Source organism: Bacillus sp. Cr_A10, from assembly GCF_029222665.1.
In the GTDB taxonomy this organism is placed as follows: Bacteria; Bacillota; Bacilli; order Bacillales_A; family Planococcaceae; genus Psychrobacillus.
Map to the genome: position 1 here is coordinate 65,166 of NZ_JARHXR010000013.1, position 20,705 is coordinate 85,870.

Annotated in this window: 18 protein-coding genes and 1 pseudogene; 5 read left to right on the forward strand and 14 right to left on the reverse strand. The window is 36.1% G+C overall.

Features of this window, described 5'->3' with window-relative positions:
* Positions 1 to 164 precede the first annotated feature (164 nt).
* The 5 genes and pseudogenes from P2Q73_RS14430 to P2Q73_RS14450 form a co-directional block, all read right to left on the reverse strand.
* Positions 165 to 1,163: an HAAS signaling domain-containing protein gene (locus P2Q73_RS14430; RefSeq protein WP_275788461.1), complete on the reverse strand. Its 999-nt coding sequence runs from the start codon at positions 1,161 to 1,163 to the stop codon at positions 165 to 167.
* Positions 1,150 to 1,497, reverse strand: coding sequence for a PadR family transcriptional regulator (locus P2Q73_RS14435; RefSeq protein ID WP_275788463.1), 348 nt, complete (start codon positions 1,495 to 1,497; stop codon positions 1,150 to 1,152). The genes P2Q73_RS14430 and P2Q73_RS14435 overlap by 14 nt, the downstream gene beginning before the upstream one ends.
* A gap of 119 nt (positions 1,498 to 1,616) precedes the next feature.
* Positions 1,617 to 1,838: pseudogene (locus P2Q73_RS14440) on the reverse strand (IS5/IS1182 family transposase); the annotation flags it as partial.
* 333 nt (positions 1,839 to 2,171) lie between these two features.
* Positions 2,172 to 2,606 (reverse strand): YusW family protein, encoded by a 435-nt coding sequence (locus P2Q73_RS14445; protein WP_275788466.1) that lies wholly within the window; start codon positions 2,604 to 2,606, stop codon positions 2,172 to 2,174.
* Between the two features lie 72 nt (positions 2,607 to 2,678).
* On the reverse strand, positions 2,679 to 2,900 hold the full coding sequence (locus tag P2Q73_RS14450; protein ID WP_053590736.1) for a hypothetical protein: 222 nt from the start codon (positions 2,898 to 2,900) through the stop codon (positions 2,679 to 2,681).
* 156 nt (positions 2,901 to 3,056) lie between these two features.
* Between P2Q73_RS14450 and P2Q73_RS14455 the strand changes: the two genes are divergently transcribed.
* Both P2Q73_RS14455 and P2Q73_RS14460 read left to right on the forward strand, forming a co-directional pair.
* The gene (locus P2Q73_RS14455) at positions 3,057 to 3,245 is read left to right on the forward strand and encodes a hypothetical protein (protein ID WP_275788469.1); all 189 of its coding nucleotides are present in this window, start codon (positions 3,057 to 3,059) and stop codon (positions 3,243 to 3,245) included.
* Positions 3,246 to 3,494: 249 nt separating this feature from the next.
* Positions 3,495 to 7,205 (forward strand): S8 family serine peptidase, encoded by a 3,711-nt coding sequence (locus P2Q73_RS14460; RefSeq protein WP_275788898.1) that lies wholly within the window; start codon positions 3,495 to 3,497, stop codon positions 7,203 to 7,205.
* Positions 7,206 to 7,974: 769 nt separating this feature from the next.
* Here the strand turns inward: P2Q73_RS14460 and P2Q73_RS14465 are convergent.
* The 9 genes from P2Q73_RS14465 to P2Q73_RS14505 all read right to left on the reverse strand — a co-directional run bounded on the left by P2Q73_RS14465 (position 7,975) and on the right by P2Q73_RS14505 (position 16,297).
* Positions 7,975 to 8,970, reverse strand: a complete 996-nt coding sequence (locus P2Q73_RS14465) for a YecA family protein (protein WP_275788472.1) — start codon at positions 8,968 to 8,970, stop codon at positions 7,975 to 7,977.
* Between the two features lie 226 nt (positions 8,971 to 9,196).
* On the reverse strand, positions 9,197 to 9,502 hold the full coding sequence (locus P2Q73_RS14470) for a monooxygenase (protein WP_275788475.1): 306 nt from the start codon (positions 9,500 to 9,502) through the stop codon (positions 9,197 to 9,199).
* A 49-nt stretch (positions 9,503 to 9,551) separates the two neighbouring features.
* Complete coding sequence (locus tag P2Q73_RS14475; RefSeq protein WP_275788478.1) at positions 9,552 to 10,850, reverse strand: SLC5/6 family protein; 1,299 nt, start codon at positions 10,848 to 10,850, stop codon at positions 9,552 to 9,554.
* Entirely contained in the window at positions 10,847 to 11,554 is a 708-nt protein-coding gene (locus P2Q73_RS14480) for a response regulator transcription factor (protein ID WP_275788480.1), read from the reverse strand. Before P2Q73_RS14480 ends, P2Q73_RS14475 begins: the two co-directional genes overlap by 4 nt.
* 47 nt (positions 11,555 to 11,601) lie before the next feature.
* A complete protein-coding gene (locus tag P2Q73_RS14485) occupies positions 11,602 to 12,354 on the reverse strand; it encodes a sensor histidine kinase (RefSeq protein ID WP_275788482.1) in 753 nt (250 codons plus the stop codon).
* Positions 12,355 to 12,436: 82 nt separating this feature from the next.
* The gene (locus P2Q73_RS14490) at positions 12,437 to 13,438 is read right to left on the reverse strand and encodes an ABC transporter ATP-binding protein (protein ID WP_275788485.1); all 1,002 of its coding nucleotides are present in this window, start codon (positions 13,436 to 13,438) and stop codon (positions 12,437 to 12,439) included.
* A complete protein-coding gene (locus P2Q73_RS14495) occupies positions 13,435 to 14,448 on the reverse strand; it encodes an ABC transporter ATP-binding protein (protein ID WP_275788487.1) in 1,014 nt (337 codons plus the stop codon). The genes P2Q73_RS14490 and P2Q73_RS14495 overlap by 4 nt, the downstream gene beginning before the upstream one ends.
* An 11-nt stretch (positions 14,449 to 14,459) precedes the next feature.
* Complete coding sequence (gene nikB / locus P2Q73_RS14500) at positions 14,460 to 15,380, reverse strand: nickel ABC transporter permease (RefSeq protein ID WP_053590745.1); 921 nt, start codon at positions 15,378 to 15,380, stop codon at positions 14,460 to 14,462.
* A gap of 14 nt (positions 15,381 to 15,394) precedes the next feature.
* Positions 15,395 to 16,297, reverse strand: a complete 903-nt coding sequence (locus P2Q73_RS14505) for an ABC transporter permease (protein ID WP_275788492.1) — start codon at positions 16,295 to 16,297, stop codon at positions 15,395 to 15,397.
* 195 nt (positions 16,298 to 16,492) lie between these two features.
* On the opposite strand from P2Q73_RS14505, the gene P2Q73_RS14510 reads away from it, so the two are divergent.
* The 3 genes from P2Q73_RS14510 to P2Q73_RS14520 are packed head-to-tail and all read left to right on the forward strand — an operon-like array spanning position 16,493 to position 20,584.
* Entirely contained in the window at positions 16,493 to 18,067 is a 1,575-nt protein-coding gene (locus P2Q73_RS14510; RefSeq protein ID WP_275788494.1) for a glutathione ABC transporter substrate-binding protein, read from the forward strand.
* 58 nt (positions 18,068 to 18,125) lie between these two features.
* Positions 18,126 to 19,373, forward strand: coding sequence for an amidohydrolase family protein (locus P2Q73_RS14515; RefSeq protein WP_275788496.1), 1,248 nt, complete (start codon positions 18,126 to 18,128; stop codon positions 19,371 to 19,373).
* Positions 19,370 to 20,584, forward strand: a complete 1,215-nt coding sequence (locus tag P2Q73_RS14520) for an amidohydrolase (protein WP_275788499.1) — start codon at positions 19,370 to 19,372, stop codon at positions 20,582 to 20,584. Before P2Q73_RS14515 ends, P2Q73_RS14520 begins: the two co-directional genes overlap by 4 nt.
* The last annotated feature ends 121 nt before the right edge of the window (positions 20,585 to 20,705 follow it).

Here is a 20,705-nt window from a genome sequence, read left to right on the forward strand (position 1 = left end):
ATTCAAAAAAACCTACAATGTATAATTTAATAGACCTGTAATATTTGGCATAAAGAAAAGCGTAAGCGACGACCGCGGAGAGCGTCCGCCTATAAAGGAAATCAACAGCATAGCCATTTATTAAAAAAAAAGAAGAGCTGCAAATTTGCACCTCTTCCATCTTCTTATCCCTTCGTATAAGCTTTTCGAAATCCTTGTATAACATCAATGACTGCAAAGACGACAAACAATAGAATAATTCCTACCATGAAAGTGCCCTTGACATTCATTGTAATATTAAACAATTCCTCAAAATAGATGATGTAATCCTCATTTATTAACTGAGTGTTTGTGAAGATAATAATACAAACAATGGTTGATACTAAATTCCTAATTAAATTCAGTATTGCAACCTTTTTAGTCCATTGACCAACCATAAACTTGTAAAATACTAAAAACATTTCAACTACAATTGCCACAACTACAATTAACCAATAAGATTGTAATACCTCCTGATTAAAAACGGGCGTTACAAATCGTAGCTCACCTTGAACATTTTCATACACCCCAACTAAATGAACGGCATTGAAATATACAGCTGTAAAAATTGCAATCATAACGATACTTCCAAATATCTCTACATTGGGAATTTTCCTTTTCTTTGAAATAACAGGAATTTCTTTTAAGTCATCTGGGGTCCATTTTTTAAACCCTGTGTTTAGCGATACACTCTCTTTTGATATATCGGTTCTCTCTAATACCGCAAATACTAATGTTATCCAAAAGAAAGTTTGAATTGCCGCATTAATAACTCCCCAAATTCCCTCTCCCATAATATCGAGAAGTATACCAATTACCGCTTCTTCCCCATTAAAGGATAAAATATTTTCAATACTCACGATTACAAGAACAATAACAGCCATAATCGGTAAAATCATTTTCAATAAAGTTACATACGCATCAAAATATATCGGACCAATCAAATGCATAGGTCGATCTAAATAACCACTAGCAAGAGTAACTGGATTACCTAGCTTTGTTAAGGCTTCCTTTACATCTACCTCTGTAAAGTTTTCAGGTAACATATCCTCAATTGTCGAACGTAGCTCAAGTGCAATATCCTCCCGGTTTTTCTCAGGAAGTCTGCGCGTTACTTCTTGGATATAAATATCAATTAGATGCATCCCCATCTTCCCCTTTCAATAATGTATAAAGTTCCCTTGACGTTTTTTCCCATTCTTCCTTTATCTGTTCTAAAATTTCCTTACCATATTCACTCAATACGTAATACTTACGAGGTCTACTTTCGGTAGTGTCCCAGCTGCTGACTACTAAATCTTGTTTTTCTAAGCGACGAAGTAATGGATAGAGAGTACTTTGATCTATTACAATGTTTGACTTCTCCAATAATTGGACAAGTGAGTACCCGTACTGTGGAACACGTAGTTGACTTAATACAGCTAAAGTCAGTGTTCCTCTTCTTAATTCTGTAATGAAAGAATTTAGTAAATTGCTCAATCTTAATATCACCTCTTATACTGTGTGTCGTACACTATATACTTATACTATGCATCATACACTATTGTGATACATACAACAATGATTTTTTTACAATTAAAAAAACCAATTCATCATATGAATTGGTCAGACTCTAGACAAATCCGGGGGCAACGGGTTTTTCCGTTTTCTTCACGATCTAGATTCAGCTCTTCTTGAAGCTTTTCCACGTAGGCACGTGTTTCTTTTCTTACGAGCTTCTTGCCATACTTGCGTTTATTGGCACTCGCCTTCAAATGAGTTGAATCAATGAATACATGGTCTTCTGATTAGAGACCACGTTCCATAATCTCTTTTAAGATCACGTTCATTGATTTGGTTTTTAGTCATCATGATATTCAACACCTTAACGTCTTAGAAGATTTAGAAACTCAACACTTTTTAAATTAGCCAACACTAGTCGATTGGAGTGGAAGGCGCGAAGACTCCTACGGGAACAGCACGAGCCGAAGCACCCGGACTGAGCGTAGTGAGGGAGAAGGCTGAGGCCGTGCCCGTGGAAAGCGTAGCGCCTGAAATGGAAATCGACGATTTCTTACTATGTATTGTAAATAAAAAAAGACTATAGACAATTTCAAATTTCTTTGAGTTTGTCTACAGTCTGAACCCAATTCATCATAAGAATTGGTTTTTTCTTATTTTCTATCCGTAAATTCTTGTGTGTCTCCATCCGAAAATTCGATTTCTAATTCAAATTCTGTATAGTCTTCTACCCCGAATGCTTTCGATACTTTCTCAATTGTTTCTTCTTTGTTCATATCTTTTGTTAAGGCAAGATCTTTAAAAATCGGTTTTAACGCCTCGTAAGCCTCATCACCAACTAATTTTTTTGACTCTAATTTATTTTCATATTCTGCTTCTGTTTCCGAAATATCAATATCAAACGAGGCATCTATTGCATCCTTATGTTCTGCAGTATCAACATCTAAATCAAATGCTTGGAATCCAAATTCGCTCTGGGCATCGTCTGAAGATGGAGCATTTTCCATTTCTTCATTATCCCCACATGCTCCTAGAAACAGTGCAATAGATAATAACGAACTCCCATATAATGCATACCTTTTCTTCATAGCCAAATCTCCCTCTTATACATAAATGATTTTCTAAACTTAGGTTATCCATAAGTATAGAAGGATAAACGTTTAATCTGGATAACGCTTTTCGCTGGATGAAGTAGACTTTGTTGCACGATGATCTTTTTCATCCTTTACCTTTTCATTTAATTCTTCCACAGGTATCGGATCAACTGTTTGCATATCTTCATCTATATCGAATAGACTTTCCTTTTCAGTATCGACTAAATCAGGATTATCCAATCGACGACCTTCTTTGCGTTCACGATCTTCAGATGATTTCTTCGTCATATTTTTCGCTCCCTTTATATATAAATTTGTTATTAATTGTATAACCTTTTTTACCTACACTAAACATTTTCTAAAAACAAGATTTGTAGTTTACAAATTTTAAATTGGGGGAATCTATTTAATTAACAAAACATTTTTTTGAAAGGGGTAATTCATATGAAAAAAAATACGATGGCATTGACGGCACTAGGCTTAGGTGCAGCGTTTTTAATGAGAAACAAAGAATCTCGTAATAAGCTATCAAAGCAATTCAATAGTTTTACAAACACTCCTATTAGAGGAACAAAAAATAACTCTACTTCGAATTCAAAAAAGGGTTTGTTCAATAGTATATTAGGTCAGTAATGTTAAAGCACTGGTATCTAAAAAAGATATCAGTGTCTTTTTATGTAGAAAAATTGGATTTTAACTCCTAATTCATTATTTATATATGTCTATTTTCCCTCTAATTCTATTTTTTGTCATTCTTAAGTAGGATTTTAAATCTTCTGAATATATGGTAAATTTCTATTGTCATATTAATAGGACGAGTTTTTATTAAGAACTTTGTCTAATTAATGAACCACATTGGGGGAGGAAATAACATTGGGGAAAATGAGAAAAGGGACAATCATTGCACTTGCTACTACTTTGGCACTTAGCACTGCATCATTTGGCGCACCAGCTCCAGTAGCAGCTAAACAGCTAGAAAAACAGCTCACATCTATTCAAGTACAAAAATCAACGCCTAAAGTACCACAACGACTTTTAGCTCCTGAAAATCCTAAGGAAATGGTTAGGATTATTGTCGAACTCGAACAAGCACCTGCTATAGAAACTGCAACGAACAAAGGGGTGCTTTACAAGGACCTACCAAAATCCCAACGCAAATCTGTAGAATCGGCAATTGAAAACAATCAAAAGAATGTTAAAGAAAAAGTAAAAAAGGTTTCTACTAATATACAATTTAAAGAAGAGTTTACTGCTGTGTTCAATGGTTTCTCTGCTGAAGTAGAAGCAAGAGATATTGCAAGTATCGGTTTATTGGAAGGGGTCAAAGCTGTCTATGAAACGACAGAATACGAACGACCAAGCATCGAGCCACAAATGGTTCATTCAAAAGAATTGGTACAAGCTCAATTAGCATGGGAAAAATACTCCTTCAAAGGGGAAGGTATGGTTGTTGGAGTTATCGATACTGGTATCGATCCAAGTCACAGGGATATGATTTTATCCGACAATTCCTCAGGGGACATTACTTCCTCGGAAGTTAGTTCACTTTTAGCAGAAGGTTCTATTGAACCAGGACAATATTTCACATCTAAAGTTCCTTTTGGTTATAACTATATGGATGGAAATACTGAGATTCGTGACCTTGGCCCAGATGCTTCCATGCATGGTATGCACGTTTCTGGTACTGTTGGAGCAAATGGTGATGAGGAAAACGGTGGAATTAAAGGAGTTGCTCCCGAAGCACAATTACTTGCTTTGAAAGTTTTTGGAAATGACCCATTATTCCCTTCTACATATGGGGATATATATGTAAAAGCAATGGATGATGCGATCAAGTTAGGAGCGGACGTATTAAATATGTCTCTAGGTTCTACAGCTGGCTATGTAGATAATAGCAGTCCAGAACAACAAGCAGTGACACGAGCACAAGAAAATGGATTGTTAGTAGCGATCTCTGCAGGTAACTCTGATATGTTCGGATCAGGTACTTGGTATCCATATGCAGATAACCAAGACTATGGATTAACTGGCTCCCCTTCTGTTTCGGAAGATTCTTTTGGAGTTGCTTCCTTTGAGAACGATTCCATTACAGCATCGAGCTTCAAATATTCATTGGATGGTACCGAATCTGGTCGTTCCTTATTTTTATTAGCTAACGACCAAGATCCTAGCGAACTTCCACAAGATTCCTATGAAGTTGTATTTGCTGGATTTGGTACACCTCAAGATTTCGCTGGCAAAGATTTAAAAGGTAAATTTGCTTTAGTCTCTCGTGGAAGCATTTCTTTTGTTGAAAAAGGTTTAAATGCTCAAGCTGCTGGTGCTGCAGGTGTTATTGTTTACAATAATGCAGCTGGCACGATTAATATGGCATCTGATCCAGCTATTAAAATTCCATATATGTCTACACTTCAAGCAGATGGTCTTGCTATGAAAGCTGGATTAGATGCAGGAAAAGTAGTAACTGTTGCGTTTGATGGAAAATATTTGGATACGCCAAACCCTGAAAAAGGTAAAATGAGTTCCTTTACATCATGGGGTCCAACTCCCAACTTAGATTTCAAACCTGAAATCACTGCACCAGGTGGAAATATTTTCTCTACATTAAATGACAACGAATATGGGTTAATGAGTGGTACATCCATGGCTGCTCCACACGTAGCAGGCGGAACTGCACTAGTGTTAGAAAGAGTTAATGAGGAATTCGGACTTACTGGAGCTGCTCGTGTTCAATTTGCCAAAAACTTAATGATGAACACTGCTAAACCAGTAGAACTTAAAGCAGGTGAATATGTATCACCACGTCGCCAAGGTGCTGGGATTATGCAGCTAGCTAATGCTTTAGAAACGGATGTAATGGTAACAAATGCTTCAACTGGCGAAGCAAAAGTAGCTTTAAAAGAAATTAATGGTGGACAATTCAACTTCGCATTAAAGGCTAAAAACTTTAGTAATGAACAAAAAACATATGATGTGAATGTTCAGTTGCAAGTGGATCGCCCAGTAAATGCTGGGGCTAATTTTGTTACTATTCCAAACAATGCAGCTTATGGATCATATGTATTGGACGAAACGGATGCAACAATTTCTGTACCTGCAACTGTGACTATTCCAGCTAACGGGGAGTCAACAATTAATGTAGCTGTAGACGCTTCCGGCTCTGAATGGTTACGTGAGTATTTCACAAATGGTTACTTCATTGATGGATTTGTTAAGCTAGTGGACCCTAATGAAGAGACTTCTGGAAATGTACCATTAACAGTACCTTTCTTTGGATTTAATGGTTCATGGGATGATGCACCAATCTTCGACCAATTTGCATGGGAAGATTTAACTTACTGGGGTTTCCAAGCTCTAGCTGATGAACAAGGAAACTTTATAAATGGTTCATCTCTAAGCGATGATTTCGATCCTACTAAATTCGCATTTTCTCCAAATGGAGATGGAACTTTAGATAAAGCTATTCCTGTTTATTCTTTATTACGTAACGCAAAAAACTTTGAAGTTAATATTCTAGATGCAAATGGTAAAAAGTTACGAACCATTCGTACGGAAAGATATTTGACGAAACATTATATTGATTCACCAACTAGAGCTCCATACACTTATAATTCAGCCTATGGATGGGACGGTTTAATAAACGGTAAACCAGCTGCTGATGGACAATATAAAATCCAACTTAGAGGAGTTATTGATTTTGAAGGTGCACAATGGCAATCGATTGAATATCCAATCATTGTTGACACTAAAGCCCCTTCTGCTGATGTTACATTTGATCCATCTACAAAAACATTAGCAATTGCTAATGCAAGTGATGACGGTGTTGGAATTGATCGTGTAGAAGTTTATGTAAATGATCAGGAAGTAACAGAAGCTGCTACTCTTGAGTCTTATGTGGTGGAACAAGCTCAGCCAGGAGATAAGCTGTCTGTTAAAGTTTGGGATATCGCAGGTAATGTGACTACAGAAGAGGCTTCAATAGGAAATGCAACCGAAACAAAAGAACCTGTTATCTTTATTCAATCACCAGAGGCATTAGGAACATATAATACTTCTAATATATTGGTAGAAGGAACTGTCGAAGATGATTCTGCTATCAAATCACTTAAAATAAATGGTGTAGCTGCAAAATCATTCGACGGTAAAGCTTTCTCACACACTTTAACATTCAATAGTGGTGTACACGATGTAAATGTGGAAGCAATCGATGAATTTGATAATAAAATGGCTATCACTCGTAAAATTATTGTAGACACAGAAAAACCAACTGTACAAGCAGTGAAAAAATCATTACCTAAAAATGTTAAAGCAGAAGATCCTAATCCAACAATACAAGTTCAAGTTGGTGATAACTTTGATGAGGTTCGTCTGTACTTGAATGGAAGTGAAGTATTCTATAATCCACTTTCTGAGCCATACGCAATGAAAGGCTACAATCATACTGTAGATGTAGAACTTCCATTAGAACCAGGTAATAATAACTTTGAACTAAAAGTGGTGGACTTAGCCGGTAACGAATCAGTACAAAATATTACCGTTACGAAGCAAGAAGTAAAAGAAACAAAACCACCAAAAGGAAAAGATAAAAATTAAATAAGAAAAGGGAGCTGACCAATAAGTCCCTAAAATAAAGCAGATGGAGAAAAACAACTCGTTTTTCACCATCTGCTTTTGTGTTTCCATTGAGTGAAGTAATTCATTGGAGTGAAACGCGCGACTCCTTCGGGAAAGTGAGACAGTCCGAGACCCCACACGTAGCGTAGCGCGGGCACCGAAAAAGTCCTTAATGAGATTTCATAACAGCATGTGAACGACAAGTTATTCACATACTTAACTTGTATTTTGGACTCGTTAATTTCCATTCCAGGCGGACGCTTTCCGCCGGCATGGCTTCAGCCGCTTCCCTCGCTAAGCTCAGTCCAGGGTCTTCAGCTCATGTACCTGCCGCTTCGCTTTCGGTACAGAAAACATTTGCTATTCCGGCTGGAGTCGCCGCCTGAAACGAAAATCAACTATTATCCGCTTTTTAATTAGAAAACCATCCTGCCGTTAATAGAGCAAGTTTTTATCACTTAAGTTTTTTCAATTAGTATTGATAGAAAATCGTTGAAAAAGGTGACACTCCTGCGGGAATAGCGTTAGCCGAAGACCCCGCAGCGCAGCGAGGAGGCTAAGGCAACGCCCGCGGAAAGGGAGCCGTTTCAACGATTTTCTTATTTATCGGAAGACATTATTTAGTAAAGTCAAACTCTATAGACTTTTTCAGTGCGAAGAAGGAGGCTCCTCGCTTGCCTGCGGAAAGAGGCTGCCCTTAAAAGTCATTTTTTATGACTTTCAGAACAGCCCCCTTCTTCATTTTTACTTATTTCGATACTTTCAAAGATTCATAATAACTGTTTAACTCATGATAGTACTTATTTAAAGATGAAGTCGATACTTGAAAATTCTCAGCGATTTCCTTCACCGTCAAATTTAACGGTTCAAAAAGACCGTTTTCTTGTCCGAATCGAATAGCTCCTGCCGCAATAGCTACTTCTTTACGAGCATTCGGTTGCTGTTCAAATAAATAGTCTTCCACTATTTCTAATAATTTTTCATACTCTCTATCATTGTTCTTCAAAAAATTAATAGCGACTTGTAGTACCCCTGCTTCAAAGTGTGTATATTCCCCACCCTCATAGCCATTTTCTCCAAGTAAACTCCAAAATATTGGGCCGTTTTCTTTAAGAAAATCTGATGGTGATACCTCCTGCTGATCCTCGTATTGTTTCGTTAGATTCTCAAATACGCATTTGTGATCTGTCGGAAAGAAGATTAAGCTGGAAATAGCTAAAAAATGGTTTTCTTCCGTTCCATCTGGTAATACAAAGCAATACGTATGCATTCCTACCGGTACTGGTTTTTCACTTTCTCGTTTCAGTTTAATGTTTTCTTTTGTAAAAATGTTCCTTACAGTTAAATAATATTCTTCCACCTCTTCTACTTCACCAATGTACACTCGAGGTTCTTCCCACATCTTTAACACTTCTAATGTCGAAGGTCGCACTACTTTCTTTTGCTGCTTTTCTAAATAATCTCTCCAAATTTCTGGTTGATGATGGAAAAAGAATTCATCTAGTACAATCGCTTCAATCATTTCTTGGTCCAAATATTTTTTTAATGGCTCACTCCATGTTTTTACAAGCTCTACGTAATTAGGTAAATCTTTTCTTTCTGGATATTCCTCGTAAAACGTCTGTAATATTCGTTCCAACTCTTCTGACTGAACTTCTTCTATTGTAATAGTCTCTTTCGACTCGCAACATTTTTTATATTTCTTCCCGCTCCCACATGGACAGGGATCATTACGTCCTACCATCTAAACACTTCCTTTTACTAATTAACATATCGTTTTAGTCTATCATAATATTGGTAGACAATTAAGGAACTAACGACTTGGTGCATATTTCTTAGTATAAAGCTCTGTTAAATTTCATTGTTGATATGTAATGAAAAGAATGGATGCAGCAATTCGCCTATAGGATATAAAAAAGGAAAACACCAAGCTCTTATTCAAGGCTAGTGTTTCCCTATTTTTTTTTACTTTATTTCACTGGTCCACCGTTAATCGTTGTTAATGCTTCATTCGCCTTAAAAATTTTTCCATTCACTTCGGTTATCCCATAACTTTCTAAGCGTTTGGAGTGCATGGTCAAGTAGTTTTCGGCATCTACTTTTGATTCAAAAAGATAAATTCCACCTACTTCTTTCGTCTCTTCGTTCTCTGTCCATATTTTCCATTTAAACCCTTTTTCTTCATTTATACTTTTTGCCAAATCTGCATATGCTTCATACATTTCTTTTCCGTAAGGACCATTTTGTTTAAAATCTACTTGTAAAATATATGGCATTTGTTGATCTCCTTTTATCTACTTCTATTTTATAATTTGTAGTTTGGCTTTACACGGACATTTCTATCCTTGCAAATAACATCGATATATAAGAAAAAATGGAAGAAAGAACAAAGCTAATCCAAATCGTTTGCAGGGATGTGAACTCTGTAAAAAGTGTCACACTTAAGAGCCAACCAATGACAATTGAATAGGGTAGTAATCTAGAAATCTCACGCTTTGAAAAAATGATGATTAACATTACAGGAATAGAAGCAGCGTATAAGTGTCCATAGAAAAATAAAAAGTCCAGCAAACTAAATTCTACAAAATGGGTTACCACTAAGAGAAAAAATAATAGTATACCTGAAAAAATATACGATTCTTTTTTCAGCTGCTTATCCGACATAGTCTTTTTAATCGGTAACCGTATGTGTTTAATATAATGAATGGTCGTAGCATGTATTTCTGCATTTATCGTTGTTGAAATAGCACCAAAACAAAATAAAAAGAATAAAATCGAAAGAAAAAGCGGGTCTATTTTAGTTATTAATTGAAATAAGAGCGTGTAGGTTTCTCCAAAAGATCCTTCAAAGATTACAATCATGAGCATGGCAGATAGTGCAATAGGAATCGTACTCCAAACAAATGCTGTGGACCAAAAAGTGATTCGGACCTTTCTTTGCTCCATCATATAGAGTCTTTGCCAAGTAGATCGATCGGTAAGTACCTGTCCAAAGCCTACTAACATAAAAGTTAAAATAAATACAAAAGCTTCTTGGTTTTTAGCAAACAATAAATATGGATGATATAAGCGTATGCCATCATACACTCTAAATGCCCCTTCTTGAATGAAGAAATACAGTGGGATAAAAATGACAGCAGCAAATATAAAAAAAATGGCAACACCTTCTAATCGAGAAATCCATTTCATCCCTCCTAATCCCGCTATAACAAAACAATAGAGGAAAAAGAAAAATAACGATATTGTATATGGAATGTGAAATATTAAATCAAATAAAACAGCTGCTCCTATTGCTTGCATAAACAGAGAATCTAATCCTAGAAAAAGAATTATACTTGTCATTAACCAATAGCCATCTTTTCGTAAACGTTTCTGAAACACATCTCCCAGTGTTTCAATTTGAGGAAATCTATTTCTAATCTTTCCTGCTAGATTTCCAAACATAAATATCGAGAAAGCCCCAACTAATGAATAACCAATTCCTCCGAGTAATCCATATTTCACAAGAGATTCAGGGGAAGAAAGAATCGTGTTCCCTGTAATCCATCTTGCCAATAGACTAATCATTCCGGATGAAATACCAAAAATCAAAGAACCTGTTATATAGTGACGATACGTTTTCATATTCCATATCCTACAGCTTTTTTTGGATTAATCCTATATTCGGATGGTGTTATTCCAAACTGTTTCTTAAACATTGCACTAAAATAATGCTGACTATTAAATCCTGCTTTTTCTGAAATAACTGCAATACTCATCTCTTTGTGATCCACTAATAGTTTTTTAGCCATTTCTAATCGATAAGCATTTAAATAATCTGCAAAACCTATTCCAACCTCTTCAAAAAATTTACGACTTAAATAAGTAGCATTCAAGTGTATGCGATTGGCAACAATACTTAAGCTCAACTTTTCATTAAATTCCTCTCGAATAATACGTAGTACCTCTTGAATGGAGTCATTTTGGGAACTCCATTTTCTATACTTCTCTAGAAGACTTAACAATTCATCCTCTACAATAGGTTTAGTTAAATAATCGTTTACACCTATTCGTAAAGATGTCTGTGCATACTCAAAAGATTGATAAGCCGTGACCATAATAATATCGATTTCATAGTTTTTCTTTAATTCTTTTGCAAGCTCTAAGCCACTCTTACCAGGCATCTGTATATCTAAAAAAGCCAAAGATATAGTAACTTTTCCAACTATTTGAAGCGCAATAGACGCATCTTGTGCTTTATAAAATGTCCAATTAGGAAATTGCGGCTTCATAATATATTCCAATTGCTCTAATTCCAGAGCTTCATCATCAACTAGTAAGATATTCATTTCTTTCCCCCTTTCTTTTAAATATTTTTATCGAATGGTGATCCTTCTTATTTAGTTAATGGAAACTTTACTTTTACGAGTGTTTCATTTCCGATATAGTTCATTTGTAAATAGTGGACCTGTTTCGGAAATAACAAATCTAATCTTTTTTGAATATTCCGTACTCCATATCCACTCTCTTCTGGTTTATATTCTTTCTTTTCATTTATAGGTTCAATTAAATATGTATTCCAAACTTCCAAAAACAAAAATCCATCCGAATGGTAAACAATTATTTTCAATCTTGCAGGACCCATATTTTTCTCAAAACCATGTTTAAAGGCATTTTCAACAATCGTTTGAATCATGAATGGCGGTAAAAGTGCTTTTTCACATTGTTCTTCTACATGTATACTAACCTCTAGCCTTTCTCCAAAACGTAAGCTCTGAATTTCCAAGTAATTATTTACATATGCTATTTCATCCTCCACTTTGATTAAAGAAGCATGTGTAATATATTTAAACTTAAAGAATTTAGCCATAACCTCTAAACCTTTTATCAATTCTTCTTTTCGATCTAAGCGCGCCAAACTCAACATTGTATTTAATGTGTTAAAAAAAAAGTGTGGCTGTATTTGTTGATTCAACTGGTCGTAATTTGCATGTTGTAATTCTTTTTCTAGAGCAAGCTTAGATGCTTCTTTCTGAAGATTATCAATCTGTCTTTCAAAAATCATTACAAACGAAAGAGTAAAAGCTCCTACTAGAGGAGCTAATACACATATCAAGACGTATAAGGAAAAAGACTCTAAAGGCATCATTTTGTATACGTCCTTTCTTAAATATCTTATTCCACTATCGTATCCTCATTATTAAGAATAGTAAATCACCTTAAGGAATATTTTATCTTGTAAATAATTCCTCAGCAAAATGACAAGCGACCGAATGATTTGTCTCTATTTCCCTTAAAATAGGTTCTTCCTGGAAACAGCGCTCTGTTGCAAAGGGACAACGCGTATGGAATCTACAACCTGTAGGAGGATTTATGGGAGAAGGAACATCTCCCTTTAAAATGATTCTTTCTCTCCTTTTTGTTTCGTCGATTACAGGTATAGCTGATAAAAGGGCCTTCGTATATGGATGCATAGGCTTATTAAATAAAGAAGATTTATCTGCAATTTCTACTACTTTCCCTAAATACATAACCATTACTCGATTCGAAATATGTCGCACCACACTTAAATCATGAGAAATAAATAAAAATGTAAGATCGAACTCTTTTTGTAATTTCTTTAATAAGTTTAATATTTGCGCTTGAATCGATACATCTAAAGCTGAAACAGCTTCGTCACAAATAATTATCTCTGGATTTACAGCTAGTGCTCTAGCTATACCAATACGCTGTCTTTGACCTCCAGAAAATTCATGTGGATATCTTTCTAAGTATTCGGGGCGTAGCCCAACATGTTTCATCAACTCTAACATTCTCACCTCTCGCTTATTAGGAGGGAGTACCTTTTGAATCGCCATTGCTTCCTCTAACATTTGACGTATTGTTCTTCTAGGATTTAAAGAAGCATAGGGGTCTTGGAATATTACTTGTATGTTACCTCTTATATCTCGAAGCTCTTTTTTACTCATTCTAAGAAGAGATTTGCCTTTAAACACTACATCCCCTTCAGTAGGTTCATCAAGACGTAGAATAGAACGTCCAGTTGTCGATTTGCCGCACCCCGACTCTCCTACGATACTTAATGTTTCTCCAGGAAATAGACTAAAGTTTATACCATCAACAGCCTTTACTACCTGTTTAGGCTGGAACATAACTTCTCTTTTCAACACAAAATGCTGCTTTAAATCAGAAATCTTTAATAATGGCACTTTTTCTTTTAGGGTATTATTCATGGCGCAACCACCTCTTTTGTAAAACTCTCTTGCCATTCTTCTGAATACTTCCAACACCTAACTTTACTTAATTCATCCACTTGGGTTAAATTCGGTTGCTTTTGAACACATATATCTTGTGCAAATGGACATCTTTCTGCAAATCTACAACCGACTGGATAGTCATAAGGACTCGGAACAGCACCTTCAATAATTTGTAGCTCTTCTTGATCTTCATATAGTTTAGGTAGAGAGCCAATCAGCCCTTGTGTATAAGGATGTAAAGGATTTTTAAATAAATCTTTCGCAACTTGGTGTTCTACAATTTGTCCTGCATACATGACCCCAACTTGATCACACATTTCAGCTACTACACCCAAATCATGTGTGATAAAGATAATGCCCATTCCAATTTTCTTTTGTAAATCTTTCATAATTTCTAAAATTTGCGCTTGAATAGTAACATCTAACGCAGTAGTTGGCTCATCGGCAATCAGAACTTCTGGAGTACAGGCTAATGCCATAGCAATCATTATTCTTTGTCTCATACCACCACTAAGCTGAAATGGTTCCTGCTTTGCTCTTTTTTCAGGAGAAGGAATACCAACGAGACCAATCATTTCAACTGATTTATCCCACGCTTGTTTTTTAGTTAATCCCTGATGCAACCTTAATGCTTCAGCAATTTGCTCCCCTACGGGGATAACAGGGTTTAAGCTAGTCATAGGTTCTTGAAAAATCATCGAAATACGATTCCCTCTAATTTTCCGTATTTCCTCATCGGACATTTTTACTAAGTCCTGTCCCTTCAATAAAACTTGACCATCCACTATTTTCCCAGGCGGCGAAGGGATTAACCGAAGGATCGATAAAGAAGTCATGGATTTTCCGCAACCTGATTCTCCAACAATCCCCAGTGTTTCACCCTTTCTCAAAGTAAAATCTATGCCATCCACGGCTTTTGAAATGCCTTTATTAGAAATAAAATGTGTTTTTAAATTCTTTACTTCTAATACAATTTCTCTTTCCATTGTTTTCCCCCCTAGTTTAAATCGATTCGTTTATTGAACACTCTATACATAACGTCTACTAATAGATTTACGAATACAAAAACTAAAGAAGCTACAAGTACTCCACCTTGTACCATTGGAATATCACGTGTACGTATTGCATCTACTATCATTCGACCTAAACCATTTATGGCAAATACTGATTCTACTAAGACAGTTCCCCCTAGTAAACTACCAAACTGTAACCCAACGACTGTAATAACAGGAATCAATGCGTTTCGTAAAGCATGTTTATAAATAATCACTTGACCTTTAAGTCCTTTTGCTTTTGCGGTACGTATATAGTCTTGCCCAACAACCTCGAGCATACTGGAACGCGTCATACGCGCTACAATAGCTGCTCCTCCTGCCCCAAGCGTAATAGCCGGTAAAATTATATGTGCTAAACTATCCCACCCAGCTACTGGCAGCCACTGCAACTTAACCGAGAACACGTACATCAGTAATAGACCTAACCAAAAGCTTGGCAGTGATATTCCAAGCAACGCTATAACCATTACTGTAATATCAGAAAATGAGTATGGTCTCACTGCTGAAATAATTCCAGCAATTAGTCCGAGTACTATTGTTATAGTAATACTAAAAAAAGCAAGCTCCATTGTAATAGGTAGTCTAATCATAATTTCATCTAACACAGGTTGATTATTTTTGAGCGAATTTCCTAAATCTCCTTGAAATACATTACCTACATACGAAAGATATTGTTCGTGAAGTGGTTTGTTTAAACCTAAGTCTTCTCTTAATTCATTAATAGTTTCTTTCGAAGCTCCCTCTCCTGCCATAATAACGGCCGGATCTCCGGGAACCATTTGCATAATTAAAAACACAACTAAGGTGACACCTAATATGACAGGAACAATCTGCACCAAGCGTTTCATTATAAATAAAAACATTATGAATCCCCCTTTTATTTTTTCATTCTAGGATCTAAAGCATCGCGCAATCCGTCTCCAAATAAGTTAAAGCCTAATACTAAAACAGATATCATAAGCCCCGGAAAGACGGCCATATAAGGTGCACTAAAAATAAAATCCCTACCACTAGACAGCATTGCCCCCCATTCTGGTGATGGTGGCTGAGCACCTAAACCTAAAAAGGATAACCCTGCTGCTGACAAAATAGCAGTAGCAAGCCTTAAAGAACCTTGAACAATAATTGGAGACAAAATATTAGGCAAAATGTGCCGGAAAATGATGATTAAATCGTTTGCTCCTAACGTACGAATCGCATCTATATATTCTAGTTTCTTTACTTCCATCGTTGATCCACGAACAATTCTTGCAAATAAAGGAATGGAAAAAACCCCTACAGCAATTGTTACATTTATAAGACTTGGTCCAAGTGCACTAATAATTGCAAGTGCCAATAAAATCCCTGGAAAGGCAAGCATTACGTCTAAGCAACGGCTTATAATAGTGTCTAACCATTTACCGTAGTAACCAGCAATCAGACCAAGAATTATCCCAAAAAATGCTCCAAAAAACACAGATGAAAAACCAACACCTAACGATAACCTAGAGCCATATAAGATACGACTTAATATGTCCCTTCCCTTATCATCGGTTCCCATCCAATGAGACAGAGACGGTGATTGCAACTTGTCTTGTAGATTAATTTCATATGGATCATAAGGTGCAAGAATTGGAGCTAAAAAAGTGAGGGATATATATAGGAAAATGATTACTCCTCCTACCATTGCCGCCTTATTTTGACCTATCGTCCAAAAAAATGACTTCCATTTTTCTTTCCGAACTTTCTTTCTTGCAATGATTAACGCTCCAACATCTACTTCTGTACTATTAATCGTCATTTTTAAAACCCCCTTGTTCTGCATCCTTTTCGTAATAAGGTAACATCACGATATATAAGAAAAGAAAGAAAGTAAATAGAGTTGAAAACAATAGTCAAAATATTTTAAAAAATAGTAAATATTTTAAAAATATTATTAATTCTTTTATTTATAATTGAAAACTAGCAGCACAAAAAAACATTAGGGGGGAAACAAATGAAGAAATTTAAATGGTTACACATTATTGCATTTTTATCTGTTTTAGTACTCCTTTTACAAGGATGCTCAACAGGATCTTCAGGAGAAAAAGAAAATTCAGAAAGTAAAGAATCTGAAAGTGGAGATAAATCAGGAGGAAACCTTGTTGTCGTTCGCTTATCGGATGCAACTGGACTCGATCCACACTTTATTACAGATATACCTTCTGCGAACGTTGTTCACGGAAAAGTGTATGAAACGCTTGTTGCTTTTGATAAAGACAGAAAAATTGTCCCACTACTTGCTACTGAATGGAATCAAGTGGATGATTTAACTTGGGACTTCACATTAAGAGAGGGTGTAAAATTCCATGATGGAACACCATTTAATGCAGAAGCTGTAAAAGTAACTCTAGAAAGATTACTTGACCCTGCGACCGGGTCTCCACAAAAAGATAAATTAGGGATGATTTCAGAAGTAATTGTAAAAGACGAAACACATGTAACGCTTAAATTATCCGAGCCTTATGCTCCTTTGCTTTCCATTTTGGCAAGCAATGAAGGAAGTATCTTAAGTCCAAAATCTATTACTGAAACACCTGATCAATTAGCAACAACACCCGTTGGTACAGGTCCATTCGTGTTCGGTTCTTGGAAATCCGGACAACAAATTACCCTAAATAAGAACAATGACTACTGGGGTGAAAAAGTTAAAGTTGATAGTGTAGAATTCAAAGTAGTTCCAGAGGATGCAACACGACTAGCGATGGTTGAAAGTGGCGAAGCACATATTTCTGATCAAGTTCCTGTTACTGAAATTGATCGAATTGAAAATTCCGATAGTCTAAATCTTTTTAGAACAGATGGTTTAGCTGTAGAGTATGTAGGATTTAATACAACACAAGCTCCGTTTGACGATGTTAAAGTTCGACAAGCAGTTAGCTATGCAGTTGAAAGACAAGCAATTATCGATGGCGTTTATAATAACATCGGAACACTTGCAAACGTTGCAATGAGTCCAAAAGTTTTTGGTTATAGCAAAGATATTGAAGCGTACCCTTATGATGTAAACAAAGCAAAATCACTTTTAAAAGAAGCTGGCCACGAAAAAGGAATTAAAGCTACTCTTTTAACTAGTGACAGAAAAGAACGAATTAATATGGCAGAAGTTATTCAATCTCAGCTAAAAGGCATTGGAGTAGAAGTAGAAATACAAGTGATGGAATATGGTTCATATATCGAGCAGATCGACAGTGGAAAACATCAAATGTTTATAGGGGGTTGGGGTAATGCAACAGGTGACGGAGACTACAACCAGTACAATCTATTCCATTCGGCATCTATAGGTTCTCCAGGTAACCATTTCTATTACCAAAATCCAGAGGTAGACAAACTAATTGAACAAGGTCGAGTAGAAGTAGATCCTAATAAACGAGAAGAAATTTACAAACAAGCTATGCAAATTGAAATGGACGATGCTGTATATATCCCTATTAGAAACTACGAACATTTAGCTGTCTATAATAATGATGTTGAAAACTTTTGGTTAGACGCTTCAAATTACCTGATTCTAAATGAAGTGACAGTAAAATAATACACACTTCAAAGAGACTGGTTAACCAGTCTCTTTGAATATATCGGGAGGATAAAACATGAAAACTCTTCTTATTAAAAATGCTCTGCTTGAAACTGGTTTTGCTTTTGAAAATGGACGTGTTGTACAAACAAATACGGATCTTTTCGATGTACTTATTCAAGATGGGAAAATTACGGAAATTGAAAACCATATACAAACCACTGGCTCTGACTATGAGGTAATTGAGGCACACGGAAGGCTGTTAATGCCTTCTTTTAGAGAGATGCATATACACGTGGACAAAACTTACTTCAGTGGTCCTTGGAAAGCATGTACACCGATTACAAATGGGATTTTGACAAGAATTGAAGAAGAACAAGAATTATTACCTGCCCAACTTCCATTTGCCTTAAACCGAGCTGAAAAAATGATAGAGTGGCTCATTTCTCAAGGACATACACATATTCGCTCCCACTGTAATGTTGACCCACAAATAGGGACAAAACATATTGAGATTACTAAAGAAGCATTTAAAAAGTTTGAAAACCAAGTCACATATGACATTGTTGCTTTTCCACAACATGGGTTATTACGTTCAAAAGTTGAACCTTTAATGCGTGAAGCCATGAAATTGGGTGCAACACTTGTCGGTGGAGTTGACCCAGCTACTATTGATCGAGATATCGATCGTTCTTTGAACTTAACTATGGACATTGCAGTTGAATCCGGAAAAGGCGTAGACATTCATATTCACGATCCAAATTCACTTGGTGCATTTGAATTTTATAAGCTTGCAGAACTAACAAAGAAAGCAAAAAAAGATGGGCAAGTTACGATTAGCCATGCAATGGCTTTAGGAGATCTTCAAGGTAAAGAATTAGAAGAATTAGCGGCAGTTTTAGCTGAGTCAAAAATTGATGTCACATCAACTGTCCCTATCGGCCGATCCACTATACCTATTCCTTATTTACATGAGAATGGAGTGCTCGTTTCCCTTGGTCATGATAGCCTGACTGATCATTGGTCTCCATTTGGGACTGGTGATACAATTGAAAAATTAAGCATTTTAGCCGAGAGATTTAAGTTTATCGATGAATACTCCTTAAATCGTTGTTGGAAATATGCCTCAGGTGGTATTACTCCTCTTACTGATTCAGGAGACAGAGTATGGCCAAAAGTAGGAGATAGAGCAAATGTACTTCTTCTAGATGCTGTATGCTCCGCTCAAGCCGTTGCTAGAAGACGTCCGATAACGCATGTCATATCAAATGGAAACATTGCTTATATAAATGACGAGGTTCTGGCTAAGGAGGTAACACAATGAGAAAAGTTAAATGGCTTACAAATGTTAAATTAGAAGTTGGAGAGAAATTACTACACAATGGAACAATAGAAACTGAAACCGGGTTATTTCATCTTAAAGTAGAAGATGGGAAAATTGTTGATCAGTTAACAGCAGATGAAAATGTACCTGCAGGTTATGACATTATTGATATGAAACAAAAACTAGCATTACCCACTTTTAAAGAAATGCATAATCATTTAGACAAAACATATATGACATTGGACTGGAAAGCCTGTACCCCTGTAGCAAACTTAAAAGAGCGTTTGGATCTTGAAGCTCAAGAATTATCTATCCTAGCAGGAAGCGCACAGCAAAGAGCAACGAAAATGATTGAAACATTACTTCAATCTGGTTCAACTCATATTCGTACCCACGTAAATATTGATCCATATATTGGACTGAAAAATTTAGAAGGTGTAGTAGCTGCTCTTGAAACATTCAAAGGCAAAGTAACCGCTGATATTATTGCATTTCCACAACATGGCCTATTACGTGAATCAGTTCCTCAACTTATGAGAGAAGCTATGAGAAGTGGAGCAACAATGGTTGGTGGTTTAGACCCAGCAGGGATAGATCGTGCTATTGAAAAATCTTTATATGAAGTAATGGATATTGCAACTGAATTTGATGCTGATGTCGACATTCATTTACATGATGGTGGACATGTCGGCTATTATACGACAGATAAATGGATAGATATTGTACTGGAAGCAAACTATCGTGGACGAACTGCTTTAAGTCATTCCTTCTGTCTTGGGGACATCCCAATTCCACAACAAATCGTTGTTGCAAACCGTCTTGTAGAGGCAGATGTAGCCATTATGTCGACAATTCCTATCAATTTAAATCGAGTGATTCCGCCGATCGACCTGTTAGATAATCATGGAGTAAAAGTACACTTTGGTTGTGATGGTTTTTATGATTCTTGGAGTCCATATGGGAATGGTGATGTATTAGAGAAAGCGACACGTTTTTGCGAGCTTACAAATAAAAAGGATGAAAAATCATTAAAAAATGCACTAAAATGGGTAACTGGTGGAATATTACCTTTAAATAAAGAAGGTCAAAAGGTTTGGCCAAATATTCAAGATGACGCAAATTTTATATTTTTTGACGCCGCTTCTTCCGCAGAAGTTGTAGCTAGAAAACCTAAAAATCGTTTAGTGATGGTAAAAGGCGAATTATTATAATGGACCTAAAAGAGAAAGAGGTACCTCTTTCTCTTTTAACTTTTGGTTTTTATATTTATAATGAATGATTTGAAGTGCTTAATAGAATATGTTCTTGCGCAACTAAAGGGAAGATCACGGA

Bases quoted from the DNA above. Each gene is read 5' to 3' on its own strand.
- P2Q73_RS14460 (WP_275788898.1), top strand. From the start codon at position 3,495: ATGAGAAAAGGGACAATCATTGCACTTGCTACTACTTTGGCACTTAGC.
- P2Q73_RS14520 (WP_275788499.1), top strand. From the start codon at position 19,370: ATGAGAAAAGTTAAATGGCTTACAAATGTTAAATTAGAAGTTGGAGAG.
- P2Q73_RS14515 (WP_275788496.1), top strand. From the start codon at position 18,126: ATGAAAACTCTTCTTATTAAAAATGCTCTGCTTGAAACTGGTTTTGCT.
- P2Q73_RS14480 (WP_275788480.1), bottom strand. From the start codon at position 11,554: ATGAATATCTTACTAGTTGATGATGAAGCTCTGGAATTAGAGCAATTG.
- P2Q73_RS14430 (WP_275788461.1), bottom strand. From the start codon at position 1,163: ATGCATCTAATTGATATTTATATCCAAGAAGTAACGCGCAGACTTCCT.
- P2Q73_RS14445 (WP_275788466.1), bottom strand. From the start codon at position 2,606: ATGAAGAAAAGGTATGCATTATATGGGAGTTCGTTATTATCTATTGCA.
- P2Q73_RS14490 (WP_275788485.1), bottom strand. From the start codon at position 13,438: ATGAATAATACCCTAAAAGAAAAAGTGCCATTATTAAAGATTTCTGAT.
- P2Q73_RS14475 (WP_275788478.1), bottom strand. From the start codon at position 10,850: ATGAAAACGTATCGTCACTATATAACAGGTTCTTTGATTTTTGGTATT.
- P2Q73_RS14450 (WP_053590736.1), bottom strand. From the start codon at position 2,900: ATGACGAAGAAATCATCTGAAGATCGTGAACGCAAAGAAGGTCGTCGA.
- nikB (WP_053590745.1), bottom strand. From the start codon at position 15,380: ATGTTTTTATTTATAATGAAACGCTTGGTGCAGATTGTTCCTGTCATA.
- P2Q73_RS14465 (WP_275788472.1), bottom strand. From the start codon at position 8,970: ATGGTAGGACGTAATGATCCCTGTCCATGTGGGAGCGGGAAGAAATAT.
- P2Q73_RS14505 (WP_275788492.1), bottom strand. From the start codon at position 16,297: ATGACGATTAATAGTACAGAAGTAGATGTTGGAGCGTTAATCATTGCA.
- P2Q73_RS14485 (WP_275788482.1), bottom strand. From the start codon at position 12,354: ATGATGCCTTTAGAGTCTTTTTCCTTATACGTCTTGATATGTGTATTA.
- P2Q73_RS14455 (WP_275788469.1), top strand. From the start codon at position 3,057: ATGAAAAAAAATACGATGGCATTGACGGCACTAGGCTTAGGTGCAGCG.
- P2Q73_RS14510 (WP_275788494.1), top strand. From the start codon at position 16,493: ATGAAGAAATTTAAATGGTTACACATTATTGCATTTTTATCTGTTTTA.
- P2Q73_RS14495 (WP_275788487.1), bottom strand. From the start codon at position 14,448: ATGGAAAGAGAAATTGTATTAGAAGTAAAGAATTTAAAAACACATTTT.
- P2Q73_RS14470 (WP_275788475.1), bottom strand. From the start codon at position 9,502: ATGCCATATATTTTACAAGTAGATTTTAAACAAAATGGTCCTTACGGA.